This is a genomic window from Treponema sp. TIM-1 (assembly GCF_046533115.1).
GTDB lineage: Bacteria > Spirochaetota > Spirochaetia > Treponematales > Breznakiellaceae > JAIRMO01.
Genome location: NZ_JAJQRC010000009.1, coordinates 1 through 25,967, shown reverse-complemented (window position 1 = coordinate 25,967; position 25,967 = coordinate 1). Strand labels below are relative to the sequence as shown.

27 protein-coding genes are annotated in these 25,967 nt (G+C 52.4%); 15 read left to right on the top strand and 12 right to left on the bottom strand.

The window, feature by feature from the left end; all coding sequences use genetic code 11:
* Positions 1-101 precede the first annotated feature (101 nt).
* A complete protein-coding gene (locus LQZ21_RS05730; RefSeq protein ID WP_411043280.1) occupies positions 102-1,844 on the bottom strand; it encodes a phospho-sugar mutase in 1,743 nt (580 codons plus the stop codon).
* A 194-nt stretch (positions 1,845-2,038) separates the two neighbouring features.
* Here LQZ21_RS05730 and LQZ21_RS05725 point away from each other — a divergent pair, with 194 nt between their 5' ends.
* The 5 genes from LQZ21_RS05725 (at position 2,039) to LQZ21_RS05705 (ending at position 6,523) form a co-directional block, all read left to right on the top strand.
* Positions 2,039-3,244 (top strand): LIC_12708 family protein, encoded by a 1,206-nt coding sequence (locus LQZ21_RS05725; protein ID WP_411043279.1) that lies wholly within the window; start codon positions 2,039-2,041, stop codon positions 3,242-3,244.
* Entirely contained in the window at positions 3,241-4,884 is a 1,644-nt protein-coding gene (locus LQZ21_RS05720) for an NAD(P)H-hydrate epimerase (RefSeq protein WP_411043278.1), read from the top strand. Before LQZ21_RS05725 ends, LQZ21_RS05720 begins: the two co-directional genes overlap by 4 nt.
* A 28-nt stretch (positions 4,885-4,912) precedes the next feature.
* Entirely contained in the window at positions 4,913-5,500 is a 588-nt protein-coding gene (locus LQZ21_RS05715) for a hypothetical protein (protein WP_411043277.1), read from the top strand.
* 213 nt (positions 5,501-5,713) lie between these two features.
* Positions 5,714-6,124, top strand: coding sequence for a hypothetical protein (locus LQZ21_RS05710; RefSeq protein ID WP_411043276.1), 411 nt, complete (start codon positions 5,714-5,716; stop codon positions 6,122-6,124).
* On the top strand, positions 6,125-6,523 hold the full coding sequence (locus LQZ21_RS05705; RefSeq protein ID WP_411043275.1) for a (deoxy)nucleoside triphosphate pyrophosphohydrolase: 399 nt from the start codon (positions 6,125-6,127) through the stop codon (positions 6,521-6,523). It begins immediately after the preceding gene.
* 54 nt (positions 6,524-6,577) lie between these two features.
* On the opposite strand, the gene LQZ21_RS05700 is transcribed toward LQZ21_RS05705, so the two are convergent.
* A complete protein-coding gene (locus LQZ21_RS05700) occupies positions 6,578-7,576 on the bottom strand; it encodes an omptin family outer membrane protease (RefSeq protein WP_411043274.1) in 999 nt (332 codons plus the stop codon).
* A 3-nt stretch (positions 7,577-7,579) separates the two neighbouring features.
* On the opposite strand from LQZ21_RS05700, the gene LQZ21_RS05695 reads away from it, so the two are divergent.
* Together LQZ21_RS05695 and LQZ21_RS05690 are read left to right on the top strand one after the other, a co-directional pair.
* Positions 7,580-8,149, top strand: a complete 570-nt coding sequence (locus LQZ21_RS05695) for a hypothetical protein (RefSeq protein WP_411043273.1) — start codon at positions 7,580-7,582, stop codon at positions 8,147-8,149.
* A complete protein-coding gene (locus tag LQZ21_RS05690; RefSeq protein WP_411043272.1) occupies positions 8,146-9,537 on the top strand; it encodes a DUF445 family protein in 1,392 nt (463 codons plus the stop codon). Before LQZ21_RS05695 ends, LQZ21_RS05690 begins: the two co-directional genes overlap by 4 nt.
* A 14-nt stretch (positions 9,538-9,551) precedes the next feature.
* Here the strand turns inward: LQZ21_RS05690 and LQZ21_RS05685 are convergent, their stop codons facing one another.
* The 3 genes from LQZ21_RS05685 to LQZ21_RS05675 are packed head-to-tail and all read right to left on the bottom strand — an operon-like array spanning position 9,552 to position 13,363.
* Complete coding sequence (locus LQZ21_RS05685; RefSeq protein WP_411043271.1) at positions 9,552-10,634, bottom strand: ABC transporter ATP-binding protein; 1,083 nt, start codon at positions 10,632-10,634, stop codon at positions 9,552-9,554.
* Positions 10,624-12,297, bottom strand: coding sequence for an ABC transporter permease (locus tag LQZ21_RS05680; protein ID WP_411043270.1), 1,674 nt, complete (start codon positions 12,295-12,297; stop codon positions 10,624-10,626). The genes LQZ21_RS05685 and LQZ21_RS05680 overlap by 11 nt, the downstream gene beginning before the upstream one ends.
* 10 nt (positions 12,298-12,307) lie before the next feature.
* The gene (locus tag LQZ21_RS05675) at positions 12,308-13,363 is read right to left on the bottom strand and encodes a thiamine ABC transporter substrate-binding protein (RefSeq protein WP_411043269.1); all 1,056 of its coding nucleotides are present in this window, start codon (positions 13,361-13,363) and stop codon (positions 12,308-12,310) included.
* A gap of 358 nt (positions 13,364-13,721) precedes the next feature.
* On the opposite strand from LQZ21_RS05675, the gene LQZ21_RS05670 reads away from it, so the two are divergent.
* On the top strand, positions 13,722-14,321 hold the full coding sequence (locus LQZ21_RS05670) for a hypothetical protein (protein WP_411043268.1): 600 nt from the start codon (positions 13,722-13,724) through the stop codon (positions 14,319-14,321).
* An 86-nt stretch (positions 14,322-14,407) separates the two neighbouring features.
* Here the strand turns inward: LQZ21_RS05670 and rlmN are convergent, their stop codons facing one another.
* The 5 genes from rlmN to LQZ21_RS05645 form a co-directional block, all read right to left on the bottom strand.
* On the bottom strand, positions 14,408-15,472 hold the full coding sequence (rlmN, locus tag LQZ21_RS05665; protein ID WP_411043267.1) for a dual-specificity RNA methyltransferase RlmN: 1,065 nt from the start codon (positions 15,470-15,472) through the stop codon (positions 14,408-14,410).
* A gap of 10 nt (positions 15,473-15,482) precedes the next feature.
* Positions 15,483-16,640 carry a tetratricopeptide repeat protein gene (locus LQZ21_RS05660; protein ID WP_411043266.1) on the bottom strand — a complete coding sequence of 386 codons (1,158 nt, stop codon included), beginning with the start codon at positions 16,638-16,640 and terminating at the stop codon, positions 15,483-15,485.
* Positions 16,633-16,980 carry a hypothetical protein gene (locus LQZ21_RS05655; protein ID WP_411043265.1) on the bottom strand — a complete coding sequence of 116 codons (348 nt, stop codon included), beginning with the start codon at positions 16,978-16,980 and terminating at the stop codon, positions 16,633-16,635. Before LQZ21_RS05655 ends, LQZ21_RS05660 begins: the two co-directional genes overlap by 8 nt.
* A 159-nt stretch (positions 16,981-17,139) precedes the next feature.
* A complete protein-coding gene (locus LQZ21_RS05650) occupies positions 17,140-17,670 on the bottom strand; it encodes an RsmD family RNA methyltransferase (protein ID WP_411043264.1) in 531 nt (176 codons plus the stop codon).
* A gap of 6 nt (positions 17,671-17,676) precedes the next feature.
* Positions 17,677-18,123, bottom strand: coding sequence for a hypothetical protein (locus LQZ21_RS05645; protein ID WP_411043263.1), 447 nt, complete (start codon positions 18,121-18,123; stop codon positions 17,677-17,679).
* A gap of 287 nt (positions 18,124-18,410) precedes the next feature.
* Between LQZ21_RS05645 and rpsF the strand changes: the two genes are divergently transcribed.
* The 7 genes from rpsF (at position 18,411) to LQZ21_RS05610 (ending at position 23,056) form a co-directional block, all read left to right on the top strand.
* On the top strand, positions 18,411-18,692 hold the full coding sequence (gene rpsF / locus LQZ21_RS05640) for a 30S ribosomal protein S6 (protein WP_411043262.1): 282 nt from the start codon (positions 18,411-18,413) through the stop codon (positions 18,690-18,692).
* Positions 18,693-18,702: 10 nt separating this feature from the next.
* Positions 18,703-19,161 carry a single-stranded DNA-binding protein gene (locus LQZ21_RS05635; RefSeq protein WP_411043261.1) on the top strand — a complete coding sequence of 153 codons (459 nt, stop codon included), beginning with the start codon at positions 18,703-18,705 and terminating at the stop codon, positions 19,159-19,161.
* A gap of 50 nt (positions 19,162-19,211) precedes the next feature.
* Complete coding sequence (rpsR, locus tag LQZ21_RS05630; protein WP_411043260.1) at positions 19,212-19,541, top strand: 30S ribosomal protein S18; 330 nt, start codon at positions 19,212-19,214, stop codon at positions 19,539-19,541.
* Positions 19,542-19,559: 18 nt separating this feature from the next.
* The gene (locus tag LQZ21_RS05625) at positions 19,560-20,576 is read left to right on the top strand and encodes a YybS family protein (protein ID WP_411043259.1); all 1,017 of its coding nucleotides are present in this window, start codon (positions 19,560-19,562) and stop codon (positions 20,574-20,576) included.
* A gap of 45 nt (positions 20,577-20,621) precedes the next feature.
* Positions 20,622-21,311, top strand: coding sequence for a 50S ribosomal protein L9 (gene rplI / locus LQZ21_RS05620; protein ID WP_411043258.1), 690 nt, complete (start codon positions 20,622-20,624; stop codon positions 21,309-21,311).
* Between the two features lie 13 nt (positions 21,312-21,324).
* Positions 21,325-22,677, top strand: coding sequence for a replicative DNA helicase (gene dnaB, locus LQZ21_RS05615; RefSeq protein WP_411043257.1), 1,353 nt, complete (start codon positions 21,325-21,327; stop codon positions 22,675-22,677).
* A gap of 82 nt (positions 22,678-22,759) precedes the next feature.
* The gene (locus LQZ21_RS05610) at positions 22,760-23,056 is read left to right on the top strand and encodes a late competence development ComFB family protein (RefSeq protein WP_411043256.1); all 297 of its coding nucleotides are present in this window, start codon (positions 22,760-22,762) and stop codon (positions 23,054-23,056) included.
* A 34-nt stretch (positions 23,057-23,090) separates the two neighbouring features.
* Here the strand turns inward: LQZ21_RS05610 and LQZ21_RS05605 are convergent, their stop codons facing one another.
* Both LQZ21_RS05605 and LQZ21_RS05600 read right to left on the bottom strand, forming a co-directional pair.
* The gene (locus tag LQZ21_RS05605; protein ID WP_411043255.1) at positions 23,091-25,145 is read right to left on the bottom strand and encodes a WD40 repeat domain-containing protein; all 2,055 of its coding nucleotides are present in this window, start codon (positions 25,143-25,145) and stop codon (positions 23,091-23,093) included.
* The gene (locus LQZ21_RS05600) at positions 25,142-25,756 is read right to left on the bottom strand and encodes a CpXC domain-containing protein (protein ID WP_411043254.1); all 615 of its coding nucleotides are present in this window, start codon (positions 25,754-25,756) and stop codon (positions 25,142-25,144) included. The genes LQZ21_RS05605 and LQZ21_RS05600 overlap by 4 nt, the downstream gene beginning before the upstream one ends.
* Positions 25,757-25,967 lie beyond the last annotated feature (211 nt).

Below are 25,967 nucleotides of genomic sequence, written 5' to 3'. Positions count from 1 at the left end.
CTTCCTTAGAGCTTAGAATATCCTTAAAGAGGAAAAAATAAAAGTGCTTACCCCAAAAAAACGTAAAATTCCTGAAGGCCTGAGCCAGTTTCAAAACCCGGTTAATTTCCGATTACCCGGTTTATATCCCCTTTAATCGCCTCCAGTTTCCGGGCCGCTTCTTCCCTGGCCGCCTGCAGCCCGCCTTTTCCCACATCGGCGCAGCAGGTGGCGTAAAATTTTATCTTCGGTTCGGTACCACTGGGCCGGGCGCTGACCACGGTTCCGTCCTCAAGGAAAAACTGAAGGACATCGCTGGCGGGAAGCTCCCCGCTGCCCCGGGCCAGGTCCCGAACCCCGGTTACCTTGATCCCCCCCAGGATAGCCGGAGGATTGCTCCGGTACGTATCCATGATCCCCTTCATGATGGCCGGTCCTTCGGGGCCCGGAAAGTATTTGGAGATCCCCAGTTCCTGCCAATAACCGTTTTTCCTATAGAGTTCATCCAGGCGGTTCAGGAGGCTTTTTCCCAGGCTCCGCCAATAGAGGGTCATCTCCGCGGTAAGGGCGGCAGCGGAAACCCCGTCCTTGTCCCGAACCTCCGTTTCCACGAGGAACCCATAACTTTCCTCGGTACCGAACACAAAGGTCTTGCCGCTCCCGTCCTGTTCATAACGGCGCATGACATCGGCGATCCATTTAAAACCCGTCAGGCATTCAATACATTCCACCCCGTAGGAGGCCGCCACCCGCTTCTGCATTCCCGTGGTAACGATGGTGTTAACCATCACCGGTTTTGCCGGCATCTTCCCCAACTCGTTAAGGGAAAGGAATATATAGTCCGCCAGGAGCGCCCCCAGTTGGTTTCCCGTCAGCAGGGTGTAGGCTTTTCTCCCCCGGTCCTTGTCGGGAACGGCAATACCAAAACGGTCCGCGTCGGGGTCGGTGGCCATTACCACATCGGCCTTTTCCTTTTTCCCCAATTGTATTGCCATATCCAGGGCTGCCGCTTCCTCGGGGTTGGGGAAGGCCACCGTGGGGAAGTCTCCGTTCCCCTCCCGCTGCTCGGGAACGGTAATGACCTTGAGTCCCAGGTCTCCGAGGACCTTTTCCACATGTTTCGCCCCGGTACCGTGGAGGGGGGTATAGACGATCTTCACTTCTCCGGCCTTGGCCTTGATCAGATCCGGCCGGAAGAGACGGCTTTTTACCATGGACTGATAGGGCTCGTCCACTTCTCTATCGATTATCTCCAGGAACCCCCGGCGGAGGGCTTCGTCCTGGCTTATTTCTTTTATCTCCGTAACGGCATTTACCTCGTCAATGATCCCCTGATCGTGGGGGGGGATAACCTGGGACCCGTCGTTCCAGTAGGCCTTGTACCCGTTGTATTGGGGGGGATTGTGGCTGGCGGTAACCACGATCCCCGTATCGCAGCCCAGATACCTGATGGCGAAGGACAGCTCCGGGGTGGGCCTGAGGGAGGAAAAGAGGTAGGCCTTGATTCCGTTGGCGGCAAAGATCAACGCCGAGGCTTCGGCAAACTCCGCCGAATAATGGCGGCTATCATAGGCGATCACCGCTTTCAGGGTCCCCGCCGCGGCCTTGCCGGGCACGGCCTTGAGGAGGTAGCCGGCAAGGCCCTGGGTGGCGCTTTTGACCACCAGGGTATTCATCCGGTTATACCCGCCTCCTATCACCCCCCGCAGCCCCCCGGTGCCGAACTCCAGGTTCCGGTAGAACCGATCCTCCAGTTCCGTAAAATCTCCGGCGGTCAGGAGTTTTTCCACCTCGGCGCTGAAAAGAGGGTTTGTTTCTTTGGTTATATATTCCTTCGCCCGATCCAAGATTGCGTTTTTATCCATAAAATAACTCCCCGTATGGTATGAATTCAGTATAGTCCCCGAGCCATTTGAAGGCAAGGGAGTTTTTTTGATGGGGCCATGGATCAGGCTGTTTCAAAACCAACCGGGTGGCTCGAATGGCATTGAATATTCCCCGGGGGGCGAGTAAACTTATAAAAGCATTGATAAGGTTCCGGTCCGGTCAAAGGTTTTTTATGCGGAAAATATTTTTTATCGTTTCTATGAGTTTGGTACTATTAGGGGGGTGTTTTCGGGAAAAGATCCCTTCCATCACCCGCAAGGATCTTTTCACTATTAATATTGGAAGGCTGGAAGATCAAATTGATCTTTTTAATCTTGAGGGAGCCCGGAGTAACCGGAAAACCGATATAGCCATGCGGGATGGGTTATTGTATATCTCCAACGGGAACGGGGGAAAAGTCGTTCGATACAATTCATATGGGGATCTGCTCTTTATGATTTATAACGACGAACAAAATCCGCCCCCCCTTATCCTGCGGCGGAACAATGAAAATCAAGGGATTGTTACCCGCTGGGCCTACGCATATCCCCTCCAGGAACCGGGAATTATCGCCGTAGATTCCCGTAAACATATCTATGTGGAAGACCGGGTTCCCCAGGGGCAGGATCGTTTTGATGCGGAAAATAAAGCCATGCTGGACCGACGGGTACTTCATTTTGATATTGACGGCCGTTTTGTAAAATATCTCGGCCAGGAAGGGGTAGGGGGGACCCCTTTTCCCAATATTATCGGGATTTATACCTCGGCTAACGATGAATTGGTGGTCGTTTGCCGCCTTTCCACCGGATGGAATACCTATTGGTTTGACGCTTCCGGGACGCTCCTGTACCTCATCCAACTGGGGAATGAGGGTATTCCCGTTCCCCCTGACCGGGATTTGGTTATCCCCTTTGTAAATACCCTCTGTGCATCCCCGGATGAGCGAAAACTATATCTAAAAGTCGATTATTACCGGGACACCTATGACGCCTCCACCAATACCCGGTCCGGAAATGAACCCGACAGTTCGGTTATCTGGATTATGGATGTGGAAACCGGAATCTATAGCAGGACCGTGGAGGTCCCCTTTTATGAATCCCTGGTTATCCAGAACAACCGGAAGGTAAGCGAAAATATGTTTTATTCGATGCTGGGGGTTATAGAAACGGACAAGATTTTTCTTTATTTTCCCGTGGAAGGCGGGTATTCCATTTTGATCCTATCATCGGAATCCCAGGAACAGCGGCGGGGGTTTATCCGGGTGGATAATGAGGAGCTGCAATTTAATACCTTTAATCTTTCCTCGGAGGGTATATTATCCGCCCTCCTGGCCACGGACTGGGAGATCCGTATGGTCTGGTGGAGAACCGATGAATTAATAGGGGATATTTCATCATGACCGGAAGGCACATCCCGGGGGATTTCCCGGTTTCTTCTGCCGGGGAACGGCTTTTTTCCGCGGGATCCGCCCAGGCCTTGGATGCCCAGGCCCCCTCCTGGGGCCTGGATCCCTTCGCGCTGGTGGAAGCCGCGGGCCGCGGGTGCGCCCGGATCCTTACCGAGGCGTATCCCGGCCTTTTTTCCGCTTCTTCCCCGAAGATCGCCGCGGCGGTGGGCTCGGGAAACAACGGTGCCGATGCCATGGTTATGCTGCGGGCCCTTATCCTGGACGGCCATGTTTCTCCCGCCGCTGCCGCGGTGGTAATAAACCGTATGCCCGGCGCCGAAGATCGCAGTCCCCGTTCCAGCGCCCTGCGGGCGCTGGATAAGATGGGGGTTTCGGTATATCCCTGGCAGGGAACCATACCAAAAAACGATACGTCCGGAATTGACCAACGGGCCGTATTGGCCCGGGCGGATATTATCATCGACGGTATCGCGGGAACGGGTTTGCAAGGCCCCCTTTCCGGAGTTGCCGGGGAGATGGCCGCGTGGATTGGGGAATGTAAAAAAAAGGCGGAAACCGGCGGTTCCGGCGTGGGAAAGCCCCGGATCGTTTCCATTGATATCCCCTCCGGGAATTTTGACCTTTTTGAACCTTCCATGCCCATCATAACGGCGGATCTTACCCTGGCCATTGATCCGAAAAAATTGTGCCTCTACAGCCCGGGGGCCCGGGTTTTTGCCGGGATCATCCGGTCCGTGGAGGGTATTTTCCCCCCGGGCCTGATGCAAGCCTTTGAGGGCCCGGAACTGCTGACCTGGAACCAGGTCCGACACCGGGTCCCCCCCATAGGGCCCGACGCCTATAAATATGAACGGGGGGTGGCGGAAATCCACGCGGGATCTCCGGGAAGCGCCGGGGCCGCCCGGATTGCCGCCCGGGGCGCCCAGGCCGCAGGGGCAGGGATAGTCCGGCTTTTGGTCGACGAAGCCCTGTATCCGATCCTTGCTGTTTCCGCGGGAGGCATCATGGTGGCCCCGGTAAAGGCCGGGGAAGGGGCGGATGCCCCGGAGGAAAATCGCTTTTCCCCCGATGCGATACTCCTGGGGCCCGGTTGGGGAAGAACCCCGGAACGGCTTCCGGTTCTGCGCGGGGCATTGGACCGGGAAGCGGCAGGATTCCCCCTGATCCTGGATGCGGATGCTATCGCCCTGTCCCGGGACCTAACCTTTCACGGCAACACCATCCTGACCCCCCACCTGGGGGAATTTGCGGCCTTTACCGGGCTCCCCAAGGAAAAAATTTTATCGGCGGCCGTCCCCGTCATCGCCGATACTGCCCGGAAAATACGGGCCGTGATCCTTTTTAAATCCCATGTGCTCATCATTGCCGGGGAAGACGGGCGGGTGGGAATCGTAGACGGCATGGCCCCGGTTCTGGCCGCCGGGGGAAGCGGCGACCTTTTGGCGGGGTTTTGTCTTGCCATTGCCGCCCGAATGAAGCGGGGGGGGTATTACGACGGGTATACCTGCGCGGCGGCGGCGGCGGCGTTGCTGGCGGAAATCGGCAGGGCCCCGGATAAGGCCCATCGTTTTGTGGATCCCCTGGATCTGGCGGAACGAGCCGCTTCCCTGGCCGGCAGGGCCTGGCTGTAAAAATTAGCCTATGGAGGAGCTTAATTTTATGGAAGAATCTCAGCCCCCCCCGGGGGAGTCCCGGGAAAAATCCGCAGCCGGGATAGAAAAAGCCGAACAGGAACTGGTATTTTATTATTCCCGGACCCGGCGCCTGGAACGGGCATCCCCGGCGGTTCGGGAGTTAAATGATCCGACTCCGGTAAGGCGGCCCAGCCTGTTTGGAACCCTCACCGCTACCAAACCCCTCACCTTCCTTTTTATGTCCGTGGTTATATTGGTCATCGGCATTTTTATTACCTCCTATTTTTCTTCCCGGAATGATCGGTCTACCCTGGGGGGGAATTCCCTTACCCTCTCCGCCATGAGGTTTGAGGGCTCCTCCTATATCGTTATAAAAAAAACCGTCCCGGGAAAAACAGAAGCCTATACGGGGATAGTGGACATCGCCGTCTCCGTTTATGTAAAGTCCGGGGAGGCCCCCCCCGGAGAGCTTCCCCTGGCAAACCGCCGGGTGTTTTTTTCCCCGGAACCGGAAGAAGAATACCGGATAACGGTTCCCTTCGAGGCTCAGGAATTGCTGTTCCTTATGCGGGCCGGAGAAGAATACCTTAACTTACGGATAAAAACCGAATGAACAGGGGAGGTTTTAAAATTTGACCCTTGGGAACCTCCTCCCCCAATACTTTTTTTTGCCTTTCCGATCCATCCTTCCCGATCCTTTCTTGACCTGAAATACGTAATGGAGTATTCTTAGACTTATAGAGACTGTTTCAAAAGCCTTTCCGGAACCAACCGGATTTGGGAAAGGTTCCGTAGACACAAAAACCGTTCTGAATGGGGAATTTGCATGATCCAATTTTATTTTTTGTCCATTTTTTTTAACGTGGTTTCAGGGTATGTTCTGGCCATGGAGGATAAGGAGCGGGAGGGGCTTATTGAAACCGGCCCGTACTTCTCCTTGAATAACGAGACCGTCCGTTTGGTTTTGGGAATTTTGACCCTGGTCAGTGGTTTATTAAAACTTCTTTCTTCAATACAGGGGGATATTCCGGTAATTGGGGACCTGTTACCGGCGGTACTGGGCTTACTTGTGGGCTTTATCCTTGTTTTTGACTACTACCGTACCAAAACCAGCATTGGATCGGAAAAATCTGAGCTAGTTGAAGGGATTATCGCAAAAAACAAACGATGGTTAGGGTTTGCCGCTATCGCATCGGCCCTGCTGCATTTTCTTTTTCCAACGGTGTTGTTTCTTTAAGTGGCGGTTCGGAGATCGGTGGCGGGGATAGCGCTGGAGGGGGAAAAATTTTTTATTGCCCGGCGTTTACCCGGCGGGGACTTAGGCGAAAAATGGGAATTCCCCGGCGGTAAGGCGGAAGCGGGGGAGTCCGATGAGGATGCCCTTATCCGGGAATACGATGAGGAATTCCAGGTTTCCATAAAAATCGGTGAGATTTTGGGAACCGTTTCCTTTGATCACCGTGGTGTTACCCATACCTTAAACGCCTACCGGATCTATTTCTGCGGCAGGGACTTCACCCTAAAGGAGCATAGCGAATGGCGCTGGGCCGGTTTTGGGGAGATGGAAAAATTGGACTTTGCCGATTCGGACCGTAAACTTTTTGGTTATCTCAGGCACCTGCAACATGACGAATGAAACTGCAGTATCTCCCAAAGGAAACCCCTGAAAGCTGAAGTTTCCAGGGGTCCCCTAAATCCGTATCTTCAGTGAAAGTCCTCCATTTAGGGCGGAATAGGCCGTCCCCGCTTTATTGTTGTCCCGGAGGGTAATATTGTTGGTCAGATCTTTTATGATGGTTAATCCCCGGGGCCCTTTGATAAACCGGTAAGAAATAAATGCGGAGAGAGCGATTTTTTCATGCAGGGAAAAGATAAATTCTCCCGAAGGTTCAAGAAAAATGCCTCCGAACATATAATCGTTAAACTGTAGGGGCGGATTCCGCAAAGGATGGTGATCCTCATCCAAACAGATTATTAGGGGGCTTATCTGGAAATCTATGGTGGCAGCAAAAAAACGGTAGGGAATATAGAAAGAAATGCCGGGGGTTAGGATAAACCAATTCTGGGTATAGGAAATCACCGGCCCATATTGGAAAACCTTGGGAATATTTTCAGTCCAGGGGGTATAAACACCGGGCGCAATCTCCGTCCCGTATTGGGAGTAACCATCCAGGGCAGTCCAACTATAATACATATAATTAAAACCGCCGTAAAATTTAAACAACATCCTGGATAATAGGGGTACCGAAATACCCGCCTTAAGCTCTATGAGCGTGGCCCAATGGGTATAATTATTATGGGAGGAAAAATGGGACAAGCCATCCCCCGGGGCCTGCCAATCCCGGTCTTCCATAATCCCGGTCTGAGCAGGAAAGGAAAATCGGGCGGTTAAATTCGACACAAACCCCAGCTTTTCCAGGGGATAACGGCGGTTTACATCCAAAGAAAAACCCCACAAGAAGAGGGGCTTTATATCCCAAGTAAGCTGGCTTAATAAGGTATCGCCGTCGGTCGTTTTATATACCAGTTCTTCGACCTGTCCGTATAAAAAACCGAAAACCGGGGACACCGAAAGAACATAGCTTGTTTCGGACTTGGGGACCGGTTCCGTTTCCCCCGCCAGAGGAAAGACGGTAAAAAAAATATATAAAAGGCTGACTAATATTCTAAAAAAATATATATTATTCATTATATGAGCATATATGTACCGGGCATAATCGATCAAGGGATACGATTCCGTCCCCCCTGGGGTGCAAATCTTGGATCCGGTGAGACCGGCCTGGGGAAAAGGGCCTTCCAAACCATTTTTCCCCCTGAATCCAAGCGAATTTCCCCGCAATTCAGTTTTTGGAACGTTTCCGTGGCGGCTGTTTCAAAATCCGCCATTTTGAAACCGGGTCTGCTTTTTTTTATCCTTCTATCCCTTATTGTCCTTGATTCCTGCAACCGCGGCTCCGGAGATGCCGCGCTTATTCCCCCCCCGACCCCCCCCCTATCCCGGGATGTTCTGGGTTACGGGGTGGTAAACGTTTCCTATATTCAGGTAGTAAAGGAGCCGGTTCCGGGCTCGGAATCCTTAGGATACCTGAGAAGAAGTTCCCTGGTGCGGGTTCTGGAACGGAAGACGGTAGATTACCGGGGGGACTTTGAATCCTGGGTCCTGGTGGAGGGGAATTATCGGGGATGGTTACGGGAAGCTATGATTCGGATTTATGATAACGAGGCCCAGGCAAAAACCGCCGCGGAGTCTATGCCTCTATGAAGCCCCTCTTGGGATGGCTGCTCCCCCCGCTGGTGGGCGCCTTAATAGGGTATATCACCAATGCGGTGGCAATCAAAATGCTTTTTCGTCCCCTCCGGGGGATTATCTTTTGGGGGATCCGTCTGCCCTTTACCCCGGGGATACTGCCCAGGCAGCGGTATAAACTCGCGGACAGCATCGGGACCATGGTTGAGCGGGAACTCTTTACGGCGGAGATCATAAAGGCCCGGCTCCATCACCCCGATGTTCAGGAGTATATCCGGGAATCCTTGGCCCATTATACGGAACAGATTCTTACCACGCCCCTGGAACAAATTTCCCCGGTCCCGGCGGCCATGACCGATAAAAGCCCTGTATCTCCGGATGAGGATATTCGGGAGCTCCTCACCAGGCTTGCCCGGGGATTTATTACTTCCCCGGCCTTTAACTCGGTCATGGACCAACTCTTTTCCACCCTGGCGGATACCTATGGGAACCGTACCATCCGGGATATTTTGGGTAATTCCGGGGAACTGGAAGATGCGGTGGAAAGAATAGTCCGGGAAGGCATCAATTCTTCAATGCCGGCCCTTGAATACGCCATTACCCGGGTGGTAGAGCAGGCCGGTCCGGTGTTGACCGGTTCTTTTATACAATTTTTAAAAAAAGAAGATATCCACCGGGCGCTGGAAACCCACGGCCGTATCTTTCTCAATAAAACTATCCTTAAATTAAACGTCTTTCAGCGCCTTTTTATTTCCGCCGGTCAATACGACCGGACCCTCCACGAACGGATGCCCGAAATAATTGACGATCTTATCCTGGAATTGGAACATCTGATGGATGATGAGCATATGAACCGGCGGATTAGCGCCTTTCTCCAGGAAAAGGCGCGGCTTTTTGTTTCAGGCCAGGAATTTTCCGGAGATTTTACCCGGATACTTACCGAACTCATCCTGGCCTATCTGAATCGTCCCCTGGAAGTACTGATCCGTCAGTGGACCGCTTCCGAATTTTCCGGGCTGGGGCAAAAAATTCTTTCCCTGATAAACGGGAAAGAAGGGATGGATATTAAAATACGGTTTGCCCTGGACCATTTTTTTGAAAATCACCGGGAGATCAGCCTTGGGGTGCTTTTCGCGGTGGAAGAAAGAACTAAGGCAAGAATCGATACCCTATTATGTCACAAACTTCTTTTGATGATGGATGAACAAACCGAAGCCTTCCTTAACTCCATCAAGGTAAAGGTCCTGGTTTCCGACCGGATAAATTCCCTGGATATGATCCGGGTTGAGCGGATAGTCCTGGATGTGATGGCCGACCAGCTCAAGTGGATAAATTTTTTCGGCGCGATCTTAGGTGCCCTTATCGGGCTGTTCCAGTCGTTTTTTTCCTGGTTCATTAAATAGGGTTCAACCTTCCGTTATGAGGGAAGCACAAAACGGATAAGCCCCTGGGCCAGCCGCCATTCCATGGGGCTGTTTTTTGGGGGAAGCTCCATCCTGATGCCTCCGGGGGCCCGAAACAAGGCCCCCCCAGGGGCCTCTGCCTCCAGGATCATCCGTTCCCCCTCAAAAAAACCTTGTTTAAACCGGGCGGTAAACCGGACCGGATTGTCCCCTCTTCCCGCGGCGGGGTCTGGGGGATGCCCTTTCCCGGCAGGGGAGAGGGCATCCTGGGGGATAAAGACCAGGGGCTTTTGGGAATCATATCCTGATCCCCGGGGGACCAGGAGCTTGCCCAGGGGGGACGTGATCTTCCACCCTTCCGGGGTTTCCCCGGTGACGGTGCAGGGGAAAACCGAGCCGGCCCCGAAAAACCGGGCGCCGAATTCGGTTTTGGGGGCAAGGAAAAGCCCCCGGGCGGAACCGGTCTCCAGGATCCGGCCCCCGGACATGAGGGCGATCCGGTCCCCCAACACCGCCGCCTCTTCCCGGTCATGGGTCACAAAAATTCGGGGGATTGGGCTTTTGGTACCGATATCCCGAAATTCCTTTCGTAATTCCCGCCGCAGGGGGGCGTCCAGGCTGGAAAAGGGCTCGTCCAGGAGCAGGGCCCTGGGTTCCGTGGCCAGGGCCCGGGCTATGGCCACCCGCTGCCGTTCTCCCCCGGAAAGGGTATGGATCCGCCGTTTTACATACCCCGAAAGCCGGACGATCTTGAGGGTCTCCTCAACGATAGTTCGCCGCTCCCTGCGGGATATCCCCCGAATAAAGGGACCGTATCCGATATTATTTCCTACATTTAGGTGGGGAAAAAGGGCTAAATCCTGAAAAACCACTGAAACGTATCTTTCCCACGGGGGGAGATGATTGACCGGCTTCCCGTCGATGAGGATAATTCCCGTATCTTCCTTGACAAACCCGGCGATAAGGTTGAGGACCGTAGTTTTACCGCACCCCGAAGGACCGGCCAGGACCAGGGTTTCCCCATTGGCCACCGTAAAATCAATATCCACCAGAAAATTATCGTAGTGTTTTCGCAGTCCCCGTACTTCAAGCGCCATGGCCGTTCCTTCCGGAACCTGCTTCTGATAGAAGTAAGGCTCCGGCACAACATAAAATCAAAAGGGCCCCCCCGGCGCAGGCCGTACCATACCGGTAGGCTCCGGCAGCCCGGTAAATGAGGAGGGGCAGGGTTTCCCATTCCTCCATCCCCAGCATGAGAACCGCGTTGAGTTCCCCCAAACTTAAAACCGCGGAAAACGCCCAGGCGGATCGGATCCGCCGGAAAAAGAGGGGGAGGGCTACGGTGAGGATCCGTTTCACCGGTCCCCCGCCGAATACCGAAGCGGCATGCAGCAGATTTTCCGGCAGGCCGTTAAAGCCCTGGCTGAGGGAATTAAAGGCAAAAGGAAGGGCGATAACCCCGTGGATCAAAACCACCGCCCAGAGGGATCGGGCATGATCCCTGCCATAGAGCATAAGCCAGCCCAGGCTTAACACGATTCCCGAAGAACTTAGGGGGGCGGTAACGCCTATTCTGACGAGGGTTCCCAGGAAACCGCTTCTTTCCGGAAGCGGTTTTTCGGCGGTTTTGACCGCCGCGGCGGCCAAAACCGCTAAAAGGCTCGCCAGGGTAGCGGACAGAACCGCCAGGATCAGGGATCGGCCCAGGGCGGGGAACACGGTTCCGGCGGTTTCCAGGGATCGCCACCAGTGGAGAGAAAATCCCCGGGGAGCGGCCCGGGAGGGCTTATACAAAAAGGACTCTACCGGAACCGATATCAGGGGCCCCAGGACAAAAAAGGCCGTCACCAGGCCGTAGAGGGTTATGCCCAAGCGGGCCGGAAGGGACCGGTTTTGCTTTTCCATAACCCGGTACCGCAGTTCTGTCCCCGCCGTCAGCGCCCGTCCCCGGCGTTCAAAAAAAAGAAACGCTAAAAAAGCACTTCCCGCGATAAGGGTTTCCACCAGGGCGAGGAGCCCCGCCCGGTGATAATCCAGGGATATTCGGGCATACCGGTATATCTCTACCGCCAGGGTGGTGGCCTTCGGGCCTCCCCCCAGGACCAAAACCACGGAAAAACTGGTGAAACTGTAAAGAAAGGTGAGGAGGGACGCCGCGGCGACAGCGGGGAGGCTCAAGGGCAGGAGGATCGTCAGGGCCGTCTTGAGTCCCGAAGCCCCCAGGGAAGCGGCCGCGGCTCCGTAGGTGTTTTTTGTCTGGCTTAAACCGTCTCCTACCAGGCGGATCACCAGGGGAAAGTTATAGAACCCATGTGCCAGGATGATAGCCGCCGGCCGGTAGAGGAGTCGCAAAGGACCTTCTTCCCTGCCGGTGGCGGCCATAAAAAAACGGTTTATCCAGCCGGAATTCCCGAAAAAAAGGACAAATCCCAGAACCACGAGGATCGGGGGCATGGCAAAGGGTATCCCCGTGAGGGCCCTGATAAGGGCGGCTCCCCGGAAACGGCCGGTTCCCAAGAGCCATGCCCCGGGAAGCCCCAGGGCCAGGGCGGTGAGGGTGCTGAGTCCCGCCTGCCGGACCGTAAAGGCCAAAACCGGCAGCAGGGTTTCCCCGGGCAGGGCCGCCCCCTCCCGTAGGATCCCCCCGGCCAGGGCCGAAGCATAGGGCAGGATAAAGGCCGCCCCCGCCGCTCCCAGGGGCAGCAGGGCGAAGGCCCAGGAAACCCTATTTTCGTACCGGTGATAGCCGCTTTTTCCCATGGGATCCGGATCAGCCGCCCAGGGAGGATGATAGGGCGGTCCACTCGTCCAATTCCCTATCGCTTATCGGCCGGGGCCGCAGGGGTTTATCACTCTTGGGGTTGATCCTAAAGGAGGTGGGCAGGGGAATATCTATCACCGGGTACATCCAGTTGGTCAAGGGGATCACCTCCTGAAAGACGGGGCTCAGCATAAAATCCAGAAATTGTTTGGCGTTTTCTTTGTTTTTTCCCGCCGCCAAAAGTCCCGCCAGTTCAATCTGGATAGGATGGCCATCGGTAAAAAGGGCGGCCCGGTATTGTTCGGTATCCTCATACTCCAGGTGATACCCCGGGCTGGTGGTATAGGACAAAACCAGGGGGGCCTCTCCGGCGGTAAAGAGACCGTATCCGGAACTCCACCCGTCGGCTATGGTCAGGATAGAGGGGCCGAGCCGCCGCCAATAATCTTTCCAGCCGTCGCCGTATACCTCCCGGGTCCAGGTTAAAAAACCCAGCCCCGGCGAGGAAGTCCGGGGATCCAGCAGGATCAGCTTTTTGGCGTAGATCCCCTGGGTTAAATCCTCCAGACTCCGGGGAGGATTGGGGATACGCTGCGAATCGTAGACAATGGCAAAATAACTGTAATCCCAGGGGATTAAACGGTAATTTTCGTCAATGATAAGCTCCGGTAACAGGGACTCTGCCCCTTGGGGCTTATAGGCTTCAAAAAGCCCCGAGGCCAGGGCCCGATCCGCCATGTTTTGGTCCAGTCCCAGGATAATATCCGCCCCGGCGTTTTTTCCTTCCAGAAGCAGCCGGGATAAAACCTCCCCGGCGTCCCCGTGAACCACCCACTTAATGGTGATCCCCGTTTCCGCTTCAAACCGTTTAGTAATTTCCGGACCAGGACCCCATTCGGAATCAAAGGAATCGTAGGTCCAGATAACAACTTCCCTGGCCGCGGCTTCCCCGGCGGGAGGCTTTTGTCGGTTTCCTCCCCCAAAAACAAGGGAGGAAAAAAGCAAAAAAAACATGAAACCTAAAACAAGGAAAGGGTCAATGGAAGCATGATTTTTTCCATTCATCTTGCTGCTCCTTACACTGACCGGAGGGAGGATGCGGGATCGTGCCGTTTAGCCGCGTTCCTGAAACGTAAAAGAACCCGTAGGTTCCTCTGTTCAGGCGGGCGTTTTCCCTTCGCCGGCATTATCCGGATCAGGTTCAGCGGGTGTGATCTCAGGCATCGCGTTTTACCGGAACAACGAACCCCTGCGGATACTGCCGGCCCCTGATAAAACGGTCAACCACCCCGAAATCGGTGTGCGATAAAATAAGTCCGATAAAAATCAAACCATCTTTACCCTAGCAGATCCGGACCGTCCCGTCAAGGTTCATTGACAACAAATCCCTGTTCCAGTATGTTTGTGGTAAGAGGAGGGTGTTATGTCCCGGCAAAATATCGGTGAATCAACAGGGCATCCGACCTTTGAGGATGTGTGGGTTATGTTCCAGGAAACCGATCGAAAGTTCCAAGAAACCGATCGGAAGTTCCAGGAAACCGATCGGAAGTTCCAGGAAACCGACCGGAAAATCAAGGAAGCCTCGCGGATCGTGGGTGATTTGGGAAATAAATTGGGGATCGTGGTTGAACATCTGGTATTAGCCAATATTAAAGAAAAATTTAACCGCCTGGGTTATGCCTTTACCAAAATGGGTCCCGGCGTATTAATTGAAGACCCGGATAAAAAGATCATTACGGAGATCGACGCGCTGCTGGAAAACGGGGAATATGTCCTGGCGATAGAAGTTAAAACCCAGCTGCGGATTGATCATGTGGATGAACATCTTGAAAGGATGGAGAAGCTCCGGTCCTATGCCGATGATCGCCGGGATAGCCGTAAATTTCTGGGCGCGGTAGCGGGAGCGGTGGTGGCGGAAAATGTAAAAAAATATGCCCAGAAAAAAGGTTTCTATGTGATACAGCAATCCGGCGATACGGTAATTATAGAAAATCCCCCGGACTTTAAACCCCGGGAGTGGTAGCCCGGATTTTTCCCTTTCCCCGGTACGTTAAACCATAATATCCGGTGTTTACCTGACTTGGCGGTAAATAGTTCCTCAGCGCTTCCCTAAAAGGGCTCCCCCAGTTGACCGCAGGCGCCGGAGACCCCCAGGCCTTTTCCCAGGCGCCGGGTTACCCCGATACCCCGCTTGGTCAGGGCTTCGGAAAATTCGGTAATTTCCCGGGGCGCGGGTTGTACCAGGGGACGGCCTTCAAATTCCATGCCCGCCACCGGGTTCCAGGGGATAAGGTTCACCACCACCTCAAGCCCCGCGGCAAAATCGGCCAGGGCCTCCAGGTCCCGGCGCCGGGTGTTGAGCCCTCCCAAAAGTACCACTTCCAGGGTAATCCGGCGCCGGGTTTTTCGCTGGTAGTAGGCGAGGGCTTCCTTTAAGCGGGGGAGGGGATTGGCCAGGGTTACCGGCATCAGCCGTTTCCGTAGCTCCCCGTCGGCGGTGGTCAGGGAGACCGCAAGCCGTACCTCCGGTCCCTGATCGGCCAAATCAAATATGCCGGGGATGATGCCACTGGTGGAGACCGTAATCCGCCGTTTGGAGATTCCCAAGCCCTGGGGATCGGTGAGGATCCCCAGGGCTCGGCGGAGTTCCCTAAGATTCAGCAGGGGTTCCCCCATCCCCATGATAACGATATTGGCAATTTCCGGGCCCTCGGCGGGGCTTTTATGCTCCCCGGCTGCCGCGGAACGGATATGGAGAAACTGTTCAACTATTTCCCCGCCGTCAAGGTTACGCCGGAACCCCAGGGCGCCGGTTTTACAGAAAACACAGGCCATGGGACACCCCGCTTGGGTAGAAAGACAGGCGGTATGCCGGCCCTCGCCGTCAACCAAAAGGACTCCCTCGATCTTCGCGCCATCCTCCAGGGTTATCCTGAGTTTAACGGTTCCGTCGGGATCCTCCAGCCGGGCAGAGACCATACTGGAATAAAGGGTAAACCGGGAATCCAACGCCTCCCGAAGTTCCCGGGAAAGATCCGTCATATCCTGAAAAGACCGGATTCCCCGGATTATCCACCGGTAAACCTGCTTGGCCCGGAAGGGCGGTAAGGGGGAAAACAGCGCCCTTAGTTCTTCCAGGGAGCGCCCTGACAATACGGACTTGGACGAACCCATCCGGGTATCTTCAGGATTTGTATTTTTCCAGAAGTTCGGTCACCGTGGGGTTACGGATCCCTAATTTTTGGAATTCCACCAGTACCTCCACCGCCTGGGCCTTGTCGTTCTTTTTTATCCAGCAATCGGCCAATTCCACATAAAGCCGGTAATTTTTGGGATCCTGCTGGATAAGACGGCGCAGGGATTCAATGGCCTCCTGGTATTTATGCTGGGTCTTGGCTATCACCGCCAGGCCCAGAACCGCATAGGTATCAAATTCAATATTCAGCGCCCGGCGATAATAATCTCCCGCCCGCTCAAAATCATTCAGGTTACGGTAGGCGTCCCCCGCCCGGGTCAGGATCACCTTGTTCCGGGGGTCCTGTTCCAGGATACGGTTCCAATACTCCAGGGAACGGTTCTGCTGGTTCATGCCCCGGTAACAGTCGGCCAGCCCAAAGAGGGCATAAAAATTGAAGGGCTCTTTTTCAAGGGCCTGTTGAAAATAGGGTATCCCCTTTTCAAAGGTTTTTAATTTACGGTGGCAATTTCCTATGGAGGTGAGTACCCGGATATCCACCGCTTCTTTATGGACTTCCAGCATCTTTTCCCAATAAAAAAGGGCGTCCCGGTATTCTTTAAAATCGTAATGCAGATGCCCTAAACCGATAATCGCATAGGGATTTTGCTCCTCCATTTCCAAAACCCGCAGATATACCGCCTTGGAATGTTTAAAATCCCGCACCTTTCGATAGGCATCGGCAACCCGGGTCAGCACGGTAATGTTTTTATCGTCATGGAGCAGGTATTGTTCCCATATTTCTATGGCTTTATGAAATTGGTTCAGGGCCTTGTAACAATCCGCCAAGCCAAACAGGGCGTAATTGTTTCCCGGGTGATGGGCCAAACAGTGCCGGTAATATTCTACTGCATCCCGGAAAGAACCCCGCTTCCGGGTGGCATCCCCCATACCTACCAGGGCATAATTGTTGTTTTCGTCCACCACCAGGATTTTGGTAAAACAATCCATGGCATCGGCGATTTTATTTTCTTTTAAAAGTTGATATCCTTTTTTTGATAATTCTGAAATTTCCGAGATCTCAGAAGCTTCCTTAATCTCTTCAGTTTGATTTTCCGGCCCATTTTCCTCAATATTTATGGAATTTTGACTGCCATAATCACTCATTGGGCTGATCCTCTTCTTCCCGTAATAAGGTTCCGATTATAACGGATAAACGCTCAATGATAGGTTCACATTTGGCATGATCCGGCGCTATCCAATACATACGGAGGGCATCTATATCCCTCCCTTTGGAAACATAATAGTCGCCAATCCTTACTAAGCCGTCGGAATATCCGGTTGTTAGAAAAATTCGCTTGGCCCCTTCTATATCCCCGGAGTTGTATAAAACATTACCCTTACGATTAAGAACCGCTTTTTGGGCTCCGTCAATGGTGGGTTTAGAAACGGTTTTTATGAACTCATTTTGAGTTTCAAATCGACCGAATACTTTTTTATAATCCATTTTGATCCTAACACTACCGTTATATTATAATATAACGTCATTTTTTCCAAATTTACAACTGAATTTTATTAAAATTCGGGGCTGTTTCCAAACCAACCGAATTTTGGAATGCCTGTTTAAGGAATATATTGTATTAGATATTACTAAATTATTCAAGTATTATACCTTTATAAAAAAGTCAACTACCGACCGGCCATAGGTCTTGGAATTTTCCAGCCGGAGCGGTTCCGGAATATCCCGCCACGATTCCTCCCGGGGCCGGTGTACGAGGAGCCGGGAACCTGCCGGGAGGAGGGGGGAATAGGTTATGGCCCGGAGGAGTTCCCCCTTATATTTATAGGGAAAGGGGGGATCGCAGAAGATGACGTCAAATTTTTCCTTGGCCCGTTTAACATAAAGTTCCACCGCTATAAAGCGGCACTTGATCCTGACCGGAGCGATGGAAATATTTTTTAAGAGAATTTTCCGTTTTAAGGGATCCATTTCCACCGCTTCAATCGGTTCCGCCCCCCGGGACGCCGCTTCCAGGGCGATAATACCGGAACCGGAAAACAAATCAAGAAAAGAAACCTTGGTTAAATCCCCCAGGCTGGCAAAAACCGATTCCCGCATCCGGTCCATGGCGGGCCGTATTATCCCTTCGGGAACTTCAATCCTCCGTCCCCGAAGGATTCCCCCGGAAATCCTCATGATCTATTAAAAATCTTTGAGGAGTTCGATCAACTCATCGGCGCTGACCACCAGGTTATCCGATTTTTTACCGGCTTCCACCTTGGATTCGGCAAGGGTTCTTTGTCTCATCAGGGCTTGTTGTTGAAAGATGCCTATTTTTTCACGGAGCGGCGGCGGTAAGGCTGCCCCGGAAATACTTCCCGAACCATTGGCCAGTTCCGATAGAACCTCCTCAAATTGATGTTCGGTTTTGGAGAGGTTATAAAACTGCTCCTCCCGTTCTATAAACCGTTTGTTTTCAATTAAATTATGCAAAAGAAAGGTCAGGGTACGATCGATAAAGTCAACGTCGGCCAAGGTTATTTCCAGAAAAAGCTCGGGATCCGCATCAAGGAGCAACGAATCCCGGATCATCCTGATCCGTATGGAAAGTAAAAAGATGTTATCCTCAAAATTGATATGTTTAATCATAACCACCTAGACCGCTTTCAAGAGCAGCTTACTTTTGAAGCTCCTATCTTATAAAATATCGGCTTTATAGGATGTTTGTATAGTTATTTCCAGCGAAAAAAACGGATAAAATAGCATATTGACAAAAAAAGTCAATTTTTATATTATAGAAAAAAGCGCTGAAAATCGTGCATATAAGGCTGAAAGACAGGTAAACCTTGTCTTTCAGAACACGATATTTTGAAACAGCCTTTTTATACCTCTTTGTCTGTGTAAGCAGACCATATTTTAGTCCGAAAGGAGGGCCCATGCGACCGTATGAGCTAACGGTTATTTTTCCCCTGGAAGAAGACCTGTACCAGGAAGGCCGGGAACATCTATTGACCGACTTAAAGGATCATGGGGCGGAGATCGAAAAAACCGATGAAATCGGGGATAGGGATCTTGCCTATGAAATCAAAAAAAGAAGACGGGGACGGTATGTGCTTTTTACCCTCAAACTGGATCCGGCAAAGCTGCAAACCCTGGACCGGGTTTTTAAGCTCAATACCAATCTTCTTAAATATCTTTTTGTAAGAATAGAGGAATAAGGAAAAGCCTATGGCCGATCTAAACCATGTAGTCCTCATTGGTAGATTAACCCGGGATGCGGAGCTTAAATATACTTCCGGCGGGCAGCCGGTTTGTAAATTTTCCCTAGCGGTTAACCGCCGAAAGAAGAACGGCGATCAATGGGTGGATGAGGTGAGTTATTTCGATATTGTCCTGTGGGGCAGACAGGGTGAATCTTTGAATCAGTACCTGGTTAAAGGAAAAATGGTGGGAATTGAGGGGGAACTTCGTCAGGATCGCTGGGAGCAGGACGGACAGAACCGTTCCAAGGTGGAAATTGTGGCAAACAACCTGCAGCTGCTCGGCGGTGCTCCCGGAGGAGGAAATTCCCCCTCCGGAACCGGTTCGGGCGCTTATCAGGAGCGCCGGCCGGAAAATTCCCCGGAACGAAGTCCCCGGGAAACCCCGGCAGGGGATGACGGTTTTACCGATGATATTCCTTTTTAACGCGGCTTTTTTGCCGTTTTTTCCAAAGCCTCAATTTTATGGAGTTTATTATGTCAGATGAAAAATATAGTGAAAACGAACGTCCGCCCCGGCAGGATAGGGGAATGGATGTTCAGATGGACGGCCGGGAAGGGGAAGATAGAACTGGCCGGGGCGGCGGCAAGGGAAAAATCTATTTTAAGAAAAAGGTCTGCAAATTTTGCACCCAAAAGTTGAAAATAGATTATAAGGATGCCGATGTGCTTCGCCGGTTTATCACCGAGCGGGGGAAAATATTGCCCCGGCGGATTACCGGAACTTGCGCAAAACACCAGCGGGCTTTGGCTTTGGCAATTAAACGGGCCAGGGTTATCGCCTTGCTTCCCTTTGTTGCCGAGTAAGCCGCGTCTCCCTTGTCTATGACCATCCGTCGCAGATCGGATCTTATGCCTATCCTCGTGAGTGCTCTGGTGAGTGTAGGGTGTATGTACAGTGGGTTCCTCAGTTTTTTTTCCCTGGTTCCCCTGGGGGTTGTGGCTTTTGGTTATGATTTGCGGACCGCGTGGTTGGCCGTTGTTTGTGCCGTTCTGGGGAACGGTATATTGTTTGGGGGAATTACCCTTTTTTTAGGGTATGATCCGGGGGAATGGGGGACGGATATTTTTTATTTTTCCGCCATGGCATTACTCTTTGGATGGATTACGGCGCCGCCTTCATCGGGACCCCGTTTTTTACGGATCCGGACCGTCTATCGTATGGTGGTGGGTTCCCTGGGGGGGGCCTTGGTCTTTTTGCCCCTTTTTATTGCCCTGCGGAATAACGCCGGATTTCACGCGTTTATTAAAGCCCAGTTGGAGTTGTTTAGTTCCCTATACGTCTCTTCCGGGGGGGCCGATGTGGTGCGCCGTTCCCTTTTGGAGCAGCTAACCCCGGATATCGTTTTGGAAGCCCTGGAATTTATTCTCATCCGGGGCGGCGGGGTAGCATCCTGTGTTTTGTTTTTTTTCATAAGCCGCCAGGGGGCGTTGATGTTGACCTGGATTATTCGGCGCCGGCGCGGGGGAGGAAATTTATCGGCCTTTCATGTGGCGCCGGGGATTATCTGGGTGCTTTCCGGCTCCCTTTTGTCGGTAGTGTTGGGAACCTGGATCAAGGCGGCTCCCCTGGAAATTATCGCGTGGAATACCCTGGTCCTGTGTGTTATACTGTATCTGGCCCAAGGTGGGGGGATTGTGTTGTTTTTTTTAAACCGTTTTGCCATTCCCCCTGCCCTGCGGGTTATATGCAATATTGTGTTTTTGTTTACCATAGTTAACCCCGGTGTGGGTCCGTTTATTCTTGGAATTTTAATTTTTTTGGGGATAGCGGAAAATTGGGCGCCCTTTCGGGTGCAAAAATCAAAGGGCCCATCCTCTACTCCGAGGGTGGGAAATTAAAAGAAGAAATAAAAGTTCGGCTTTTATTTCAAAGGAGCTTGTGTTATGAAAGTTATTCTCAATAAGGATCTGAGTCCCTTAGGCGAAGAAGGGGATGTACGGGATGTAGCTAAGGGTTATGCCAGAAACTATCTCTTTCCCCGGGGCATTGCCCTTCCCTATACGGAAAGTACGATCAAGTTATTTGAAGCCCGGCGGGAGGAGATTGACGCCCGTAAGGCGGATAAACGGAAGGATGCCCAGGGGCTTAAAGAAAAACTGGAGGGCCTGGACCTGCTTTTATCCATGCCCGCCGGGCCCAATGGAAAACTTTACGGCGCCGTTACCAGTCAGACCATCGCCGATGAACTTTTAAAACAGGGATTTCCGGTTGAGCGGAAACGGGTGGAGATTCCGGGAAATACCTTTAAGAGTGTCGGTAAATACAAGGTTATGGTTAAGCTCTACGAAAATACCTTTGCGGAAGTAACTATTACGGTCCAGGGCCAGGAGATCAAGGTGGAACCAAAAAGTCCGCCCCCCAACCGGCCCCGGAGGCGCCGGGATACTCCGGAGGGGAGGGATCAAACTGCCCCGGAGGCGGCGGCCGTGGAAGCCGTTTCCCCAATTCCGCCGGAAGATCCCGACAAAACCGCGGCGGAGCTTGTTCCGGAGGAGACAGCAGACACGGGCACGGCCGAGAGTTCCCCGGAGCCTTCCCCCGATGCCGGTACGGTCGAAGTATCCCAGGCATAAGCTTTAGGTCCCTATGGCAGCTGCGGTGCTTAAGGATAAAATTCCCCCCCATAATGAGGAAGCGGAGCAGGCGACTTTAGGCGCTTTACTTCTGGATGAGGATGCGATTACCGTCGCGATCCAGTACCTGCGGGGGAATGATTTTTATTCCAATGCCAATCGCCGGGTCTACGAGGCGGTTTTAAGCCTCTTCAATCAGGGGCGGAAGGCGGATATCATCACCGTTACCGCGGAACTCAGGCAGGCAGGGGAATTGGAGGCTTCCGGAGGGGCCGCTTATGTGGCGTCCCTGACCAATGTGGTGCCCTCCAGCGCCAATGTGGATTATTATGCCCGGATAGTAAAGGATTGTTCCGTCCGGAGGGTTCTTCTGCGAATATCCGCGGAGGTAAACACCAAATCCTTCGATGAATCCCAGGACTCCCGAATAATACTGGAAGAAACCCAACAGCGTTTATTTGATCTCGCCGATAACCGGCAGACCGCTACCTTTAAAAGCGCCAAGGAGATCATCCCCCAGGCGATAGATACCATACAAAACCTCTTCAATAGCAAAGACGCCTATACCGGGATTCCTGCGGGGCTGGAAAAATTAGACAATATGACCTCTGGTTTTCAAAATTCAGAGCTTATCATTATCGGCGCTCGACCTTCCATGGGAAAAACCGCCCTGGCCTTAACCATGGCCGCCAATATGTCCATCCATAACAAAAAACGGCCAATTCCGATTGCCTTTTTTACCCTGGAGATGTCTGATTTGGCCCTGGTACAGCGGCTTATTTCCAGCGAGGCCCGGATCGAATCCACTAAAATTCGGGCCGGCCTCTTAAAACCCTCTGATTTTGACCTTATTTATAAAGCGGCGGATCGTATTTATAACGCGCCCTTTTTTATTGTGGATATGCCCAATATGAAACTCCTGGATCTCCGGGCCCAGGCCCGGAGGCTCCGGGCCCAGCAAAAGGTGGAGATCATCTTTATCGATTATCTTACCCTGATAAGTTCGGACAACTATCAGCTTCCCCGGCATGAACAAATAGCGGAAATTTCCCGTTCCCTTAAAAGCCTCGCCCGGGAACTCAACATCCCCATCGTAGCCCTTTCCCAGGTCCGCCGGGATGCCGAGGGTAAACGGCCCAATCTTTCAGATATCCGTGAATCGGGTTCTATCGAACAGGATGCGGATCTGGTTATGTTTCTGAATACGGCGGAAGGAACGGAGAAAAAATCCATGGACGAGGTCCCCACCGACGGGATACTTATGGAATTAAATATAGCCAAACAGCGGAATGGACCAACCGGTCCGGTGAAGATTGTTTTTATAAAAAAATATACCAGATTTGAGCCCTGGGCAAGGGATACCTAATTTGAAGGGTCCTCTGCCCGGGAGCCTCCCGGGGGTAATGTCCGCGGCGGGGGGAGCCATTAAATTTTTGTGAGGAGGAGCTATGGGATTTATTGATAATTATAATTTCGAGCTGCTGGTGAACGAATCGGAAAAGGTGGTCCTGAAAGAATTGGAAAATCAGCTTGAAGCCTATGAGGGGGTAATTTGCCGCTGTAATGATTGTGTGGTCGATATGGCCGCCATGGCGCTGAATACGGTAAAACCCTTCTACCGGTTTTCTCTTTTGGGAACCCTCTATGCGGCCCAGGCAATGGAAGATAAGGTCTATGCCGATTCGGTAAAACAGGCGGTCGCCCAGGCCATAGAAAAGGTACATAAAAATCCATCCCACGATTAAGCAGGATAAAATTAACAAGCCGGGAGCCGCCGCGTTAGGATCCTTTTTTAATGGTTCCGCTCAAAACCGATCCGTCGGCTTTTTCCAAAAACCACTGGGTTTCATACATCCTCAGCAGGGCGCACCAGGATCCGTTTTCCGGATCATGCCAGGTAATGCTGCCGTCCCGGTCTATGGATAAGAAGTAGTTTATGCCGCCGATAAGTTTTATGGGCAGGCCGGAGGTCCGTTCAAAGGGAACCGTAGCGCCGGCCCGGTAGATAAGGGCCCCTTCCTCACCGAGGGTGCTTGCCAGGACGCCGTTACATTCGGCCATATCAAATCCGGTATCTTCCCCCGGATATTCCGTTAAAAGCATGGAACGATCCGGTCTCGTGACATCTAATTTGATAATGCCGTTTTTTACGGTACCTGAAGCCAGGGCCGCCACACCGCCGTATAGGGTCCCCGTCAACCCCCGGTATACCCGGACCCCGATATCAACAGGATATGACAGGGGTACGGTTTCACCGCTTAAGAGATTCACCTTGAGAAAGGGAGCCCCCCCCGAACCGGTACTGCGGCTAATGATAATATTTTCCGGGTCAAGAAAAGCCGCATCCAGGGCGCCCTGGGAGGAAAAGGAAAAGATGCTGTCTCCCGTGTTGAGGGAAGTGACGGTGATAGTTCCGCCGGTACCCAGGGACAATACCTGGTCCGTCAGCATGGAGACGGAAAGCAGGGGCTCCCTGGGGGTAAAGGAAACCGACGGAGCCGCCGCTCCGTAAGTCCCCGGGGAAACGCCCCGGGCCGGGGTATCCATGGCGGGGACCAGGACATTTTTTATCATGGGGGCACCAAAGTCTCCGTCGGAGCGCCAGAATATGAATTTTCCCGGCTTACCGGGATGTATTTCCGGTTCCGGGGTGATGTCGGTATAGTTTTGGGCGGTCTCAAGCTGAATGACCCCCTGGTCTTTTATGAGCCCATAGTCCAGGGGAAGAAACCCCAGATCGTTGGCTTCCCCGATAAAAGCCAGGACCCCCCCGGAAGCGGCAACATCCCGGAGGGGCCGTTGATCCCCGGCGGTCATAACCGTACTATTTTGCCGGCGATCAAAGCCCCAGACCTTACCGTCGGCGCTTCCCAGCACCGGTATTTTTCCGGCACTGAGGACGCTGGTTACCTTTTCGGGTATGGATACGGTTAAGGGTCTTGTCCGTTCCAGCCTTCCCCTGGGAGTAAGGGAAAAATATGCTGTCCGGCCCCCAGAAAAACACAGTAATTGCAAAGTTTCGGAAGCCTCGGGAACCAGGAAAGCCGGAAGCGGGGAAGGCTCCCGGGCAATGATATCCCCGGAAAGGGCATTCACTATCACCAGGCCGCCGGAATCAAAGCCGGCAAAAAAATTATTGTTCCCCATAAGGACCGGAGAGAGGATATCGGAAGGAACCGATACACGTCTGATTTCGTTCCCCGATCCCAATTCCCAATAGGAAAGGCTTCCGGAGGGTAAATAGGTGATCATCGTCCGTTCGGATCTGCCGGTGGCGGCGAAGGTAACGGTTCCCCGGATATTTAAAGAAAAGGGCATATCCTCCCCGGTTTCCGCATTGATAAAAAAAACGCCGGTTCCGATCTTCTCTGCCACGATAAGGAACGTGCCTCCCCCGGAATAATTAAGATAGGACAGGGGTTCGCTAAAGGAACGGATGAAAAGTTTCTTTTTGGTTTCATAATTCCAGACGGAAATACGATAAAGCCCGGATTCGCCCCCTTCAATCAGGGCGATTTCCGGTTTGTTGGGCCGTAAAACCATGGAACTGATGGAAAAAGGGGATAACTGAAAACGTTCAACCGCGGCGTTAGCGGAGATATCCCAAACCCCCAGAAAGCCGTCTTCCCCACCGCTTAAAACCCGTCCCTGGTGGTCGTAAAGGAGGACATTAACCGGACCTTTATGCCCGTTTACGGGTAAAACCGTTTTTTTTCCGGAAATTCCCAGGGATTCGGCCAGGACCGGGAGCGTTACGAAAAAAGCTAAAACTATCCAGACACACCGCAGGGGTACTACGATTTTCCCCGATACGGGCCGGACCGGGGAAATCATTTTAATTCCTCAGGACGCATCATATTCTGTACCGAAAGATATGAACGCCAGCGAAGGGACGAGAAAAGTTCTCCCCGGGGGTTGGCTTTGTAGTCCCGGTTTGTTTTTTCGTAGAGTTCCAGGGGAAGATGGGTAACCGCGATTTCATCGGTCTTTAATCCGTGGATGTGAAATTCAAGGGACTCCGGTCCTTTATCCTGGTACCATATACTGATCTCCCCATCAGGATTGGTTTCTTCGGCTTTAAGGAGGAGGTAATATTTTAACGCTTCGATAGCCGCCGGTTCCAGCCGGTCCCGGTAAACCGCGATCCGATCCGAAAGTTCCGGATAGCCGATAACGGTTTCTTTTTGTTCCTGGTCCTTTTTCCTGCGATAAAATTCCCCCCGCTCCAATTCGGGGATTACCTCCAGCCGTAAGTTTCTACTGGGCCAGAGGATGGTTATGGGGAATTCGGGTTTATGCTTTTTTCCGCAATTGGTACAGAAAAAATTCATAAAAGAACCGTCCATGATCTTCTCGATATATTCATCCTGGGCATCCAGATCAATTTCCCCGGGAACTTCAACGGAAAAAATATTATCACAAAAACAAGGAATTTTATGTTTCATCCAAGACTCCCTATAAAAACTGTTTTAACGTGAGGCTGTTTCAAAATCTTATGGTCCTGATGTCCCATGATTTTAAAAGACCAGCTTTACTTGTCAAGCAACCCGGCGGGGCAAACCCTAAGGACCCGCGCAAGAATAAAATGCAGAGCATTTTATTCTAATTGCTTACGCAATAAAGAAACAATATGACCATTCGGTCATGTTGTTTCTG

What these genes read in the sequence shown, in the direction of transcription:
- LQZ21_RS05730 (WP_411043280.1), bottom strand. Translation starts at nt 1,844, where the DNA reads ATGGATAAAAACGCAATCTTGGATCGGGCGAAGGAATATATAACCAAA.
- LQZ21_RS05725 (WP_411043279.1), top strand. Translation starts at nt 2,039, where the DNA reads ATGCGGAAAATATTTTTTATCGTTTCTATGAGTTTGGTACTATTAGGG.
- LQZ21_RS05720 (WP_411043278.1), top strand. Translation starts at nt 3,241, where the DNA reads ATGACCGGAAGGCACATCCCGGGGGATTTCCCGGTTTCTTCTGCCGGG.
- LQZ21_RS05715 (WP_411043277.1), top strand. Translation starts at nt 4,913, where the DNA reads ATGGAAGAATCTCAGCCCCCCCCGGGGGAGTCCCGGGAAAAATCCGCA.
- LQZ21_RS05710 (WP_411043276.1), top strand. Translation starts at nt 5,714, where the DNA reads ATGATCCAATTTTATTTTTTGTCCATTTTTTTTAACGTGGTTTCAGGG.
- LQZ21_RS05700 (WP_411043274.1), bottom strand. Translation starts at nt 7,576, where the DNA reads ATGAATAATATATATTTTTTTAGAATATTAGTCAGCCTTTTATATATT.
- LQZ21_RS05695 (WP_411043273.1), top strand. Translation starts at nt 7,580, where the DNA reads ATGAGCATATATGTACCGGGCATAATCGATCAAGGGATACGATTCCGT.
- LQZ21_RS05690 (WP_411043272.1), top strand. Translation starts at nt 8,146, where the DNA reads ATGAAGCCCCTCTTGGGATGGCTGCTCCCCCCGCTGGTGGGCGCCTTA.
- LQZ21_RS05685 (WP_411043271.1), bottom strand. Translation starts at nt 10,634, where the DNA reads ATGGCGCTTGAAGTACGGGGACTGCGAAAACACTACGATAATTTTCTG.
- LQZ21_RS05680 (WP_411043270.1), bottom strand. Translation starts at nt 12,297, where the DNA reads ATGGGAAAAAGCGGCTATCACCGGTACGAAAATAGGGTTTCCTGGGCC.
- LQZ21_RS05675 (WP_411043269.1), bottom strand. Translation starts at nt 13,363, where the DNA reads ATGAATGGAAAAAATCATGCTTCCATTGACCCTTTCCTTGTTTTAGGT.
- LQZ21_RS05670 (WP_411043268.1), top strand. Translation starts at nt 13,722, where the DNA reads ATGTCCCGGCAAAATATCGGTGAATCAACAGGGCATCCGACCTTTGAG.
- rlmN (WP_411043267.1), bottom strand. Translation starts at nt 15,472, where the DNA reads ATGGGTTCGTCCAAGTCCGTATTGTCAGGGCGCTCCCTGGAAGAACTA.
- LQZ21_RS05660 (WP_411043266.1), bottom strand. Translation starts at nt 16,640, where the DNA reads ATGAGTGATTATGGCAGTCAAAATTCCATAAATATTGAGGAAAATGGG.
- LQZ21_RS05655 (WP_411043265.1), bottom strand. Translation starts at nt 16,980, where the DNA reads ATGGATTATAAAAAAGTATTCGGTCGATTTGAAACTCAAAATGAGTTC.
- LQZ21_RS05650 (WP_411043264.1), bottom strand. Translation starts at nt 17,670, where the DNA reads ATGAGGATTTCCGGGGGAATCCTTCGGGGACGGAGGATTGAAGTTCCC.
- LQZ21_RS05645 (WP_411043263.1), bottom strand. Translation starts at nt 18,123, where the DNA reads ATGATTAAACATATCAATTTTGAGGATAACATCTTTTTACTTTCCATA.
- rpsF (WP_411043262.1), top strand. Translation starts at nt 18,411, where the DNA reads ATGCGACCGTATGAGCTAACGGTTATTTTTCCCCTGGAAGAAGACCTG.
- LQZ21_RS05635 (WP_411043261.1), top strand. Translation starts at nt 18,703, where the DNA reads ATGGCCGATCTAAACCATGTAGTCCTCATTGGTAGATTAACCCGGGAT.
- rpsR (WP_411043260.1), top strand. Translation starts at nt 19,212, where the DNA reads ATGTCAGATGAAAAATATAGTGAAAACGAACGTCCGCCCCGGCAGGAT.
- LQZ21_RS05625 (WP_411043259.1), top strand. Translation starts at nt 19,560, where the DNA reads ATGACCATCCGTCGCAGATCGGATCTTATGCCTATCCTCGTGAGTGCT.
- rplI (WP_411043258.1), top strand. Translation starts at nt 20,622, where the DNA reads ATGAAAGTTATTCTCAATAAGGATCTGAGTCCCTTAGGCGAAGAAGGG.
- dnaB (WP_411043257.1), top strand. Translation starts at nt 21,325, where the DNA reads ATGGCAGCTGCGGTGCTTAAGGATAAAATTCCCCCCCATAATGAGGAA.
- LQZ21_RS05610 (WP_411043256.1), top strand. Translation starts at nt 22,760, where the DNA reads ATGGGATTTATTGATAATTATAATTTCGAGCTGCTGGTGAACGAATCG.
- LQZ21_RS05605 (WP_411043255.1), bottom strand. Translation starts at nt 25,145, where the DNA reads ATGATTTCCCCGGTCCGGCCCGTATCGGGGAAAATCGTAGTACCCCTG.
- LQZ21_RS05600 (WP_411043254.1), bottom strand. Translation starts at nt 25,756, where the DNA reads ATGAAACATAAAATTCCTTGTTTTTGTGATAATATTTTTTCCGTTGAA.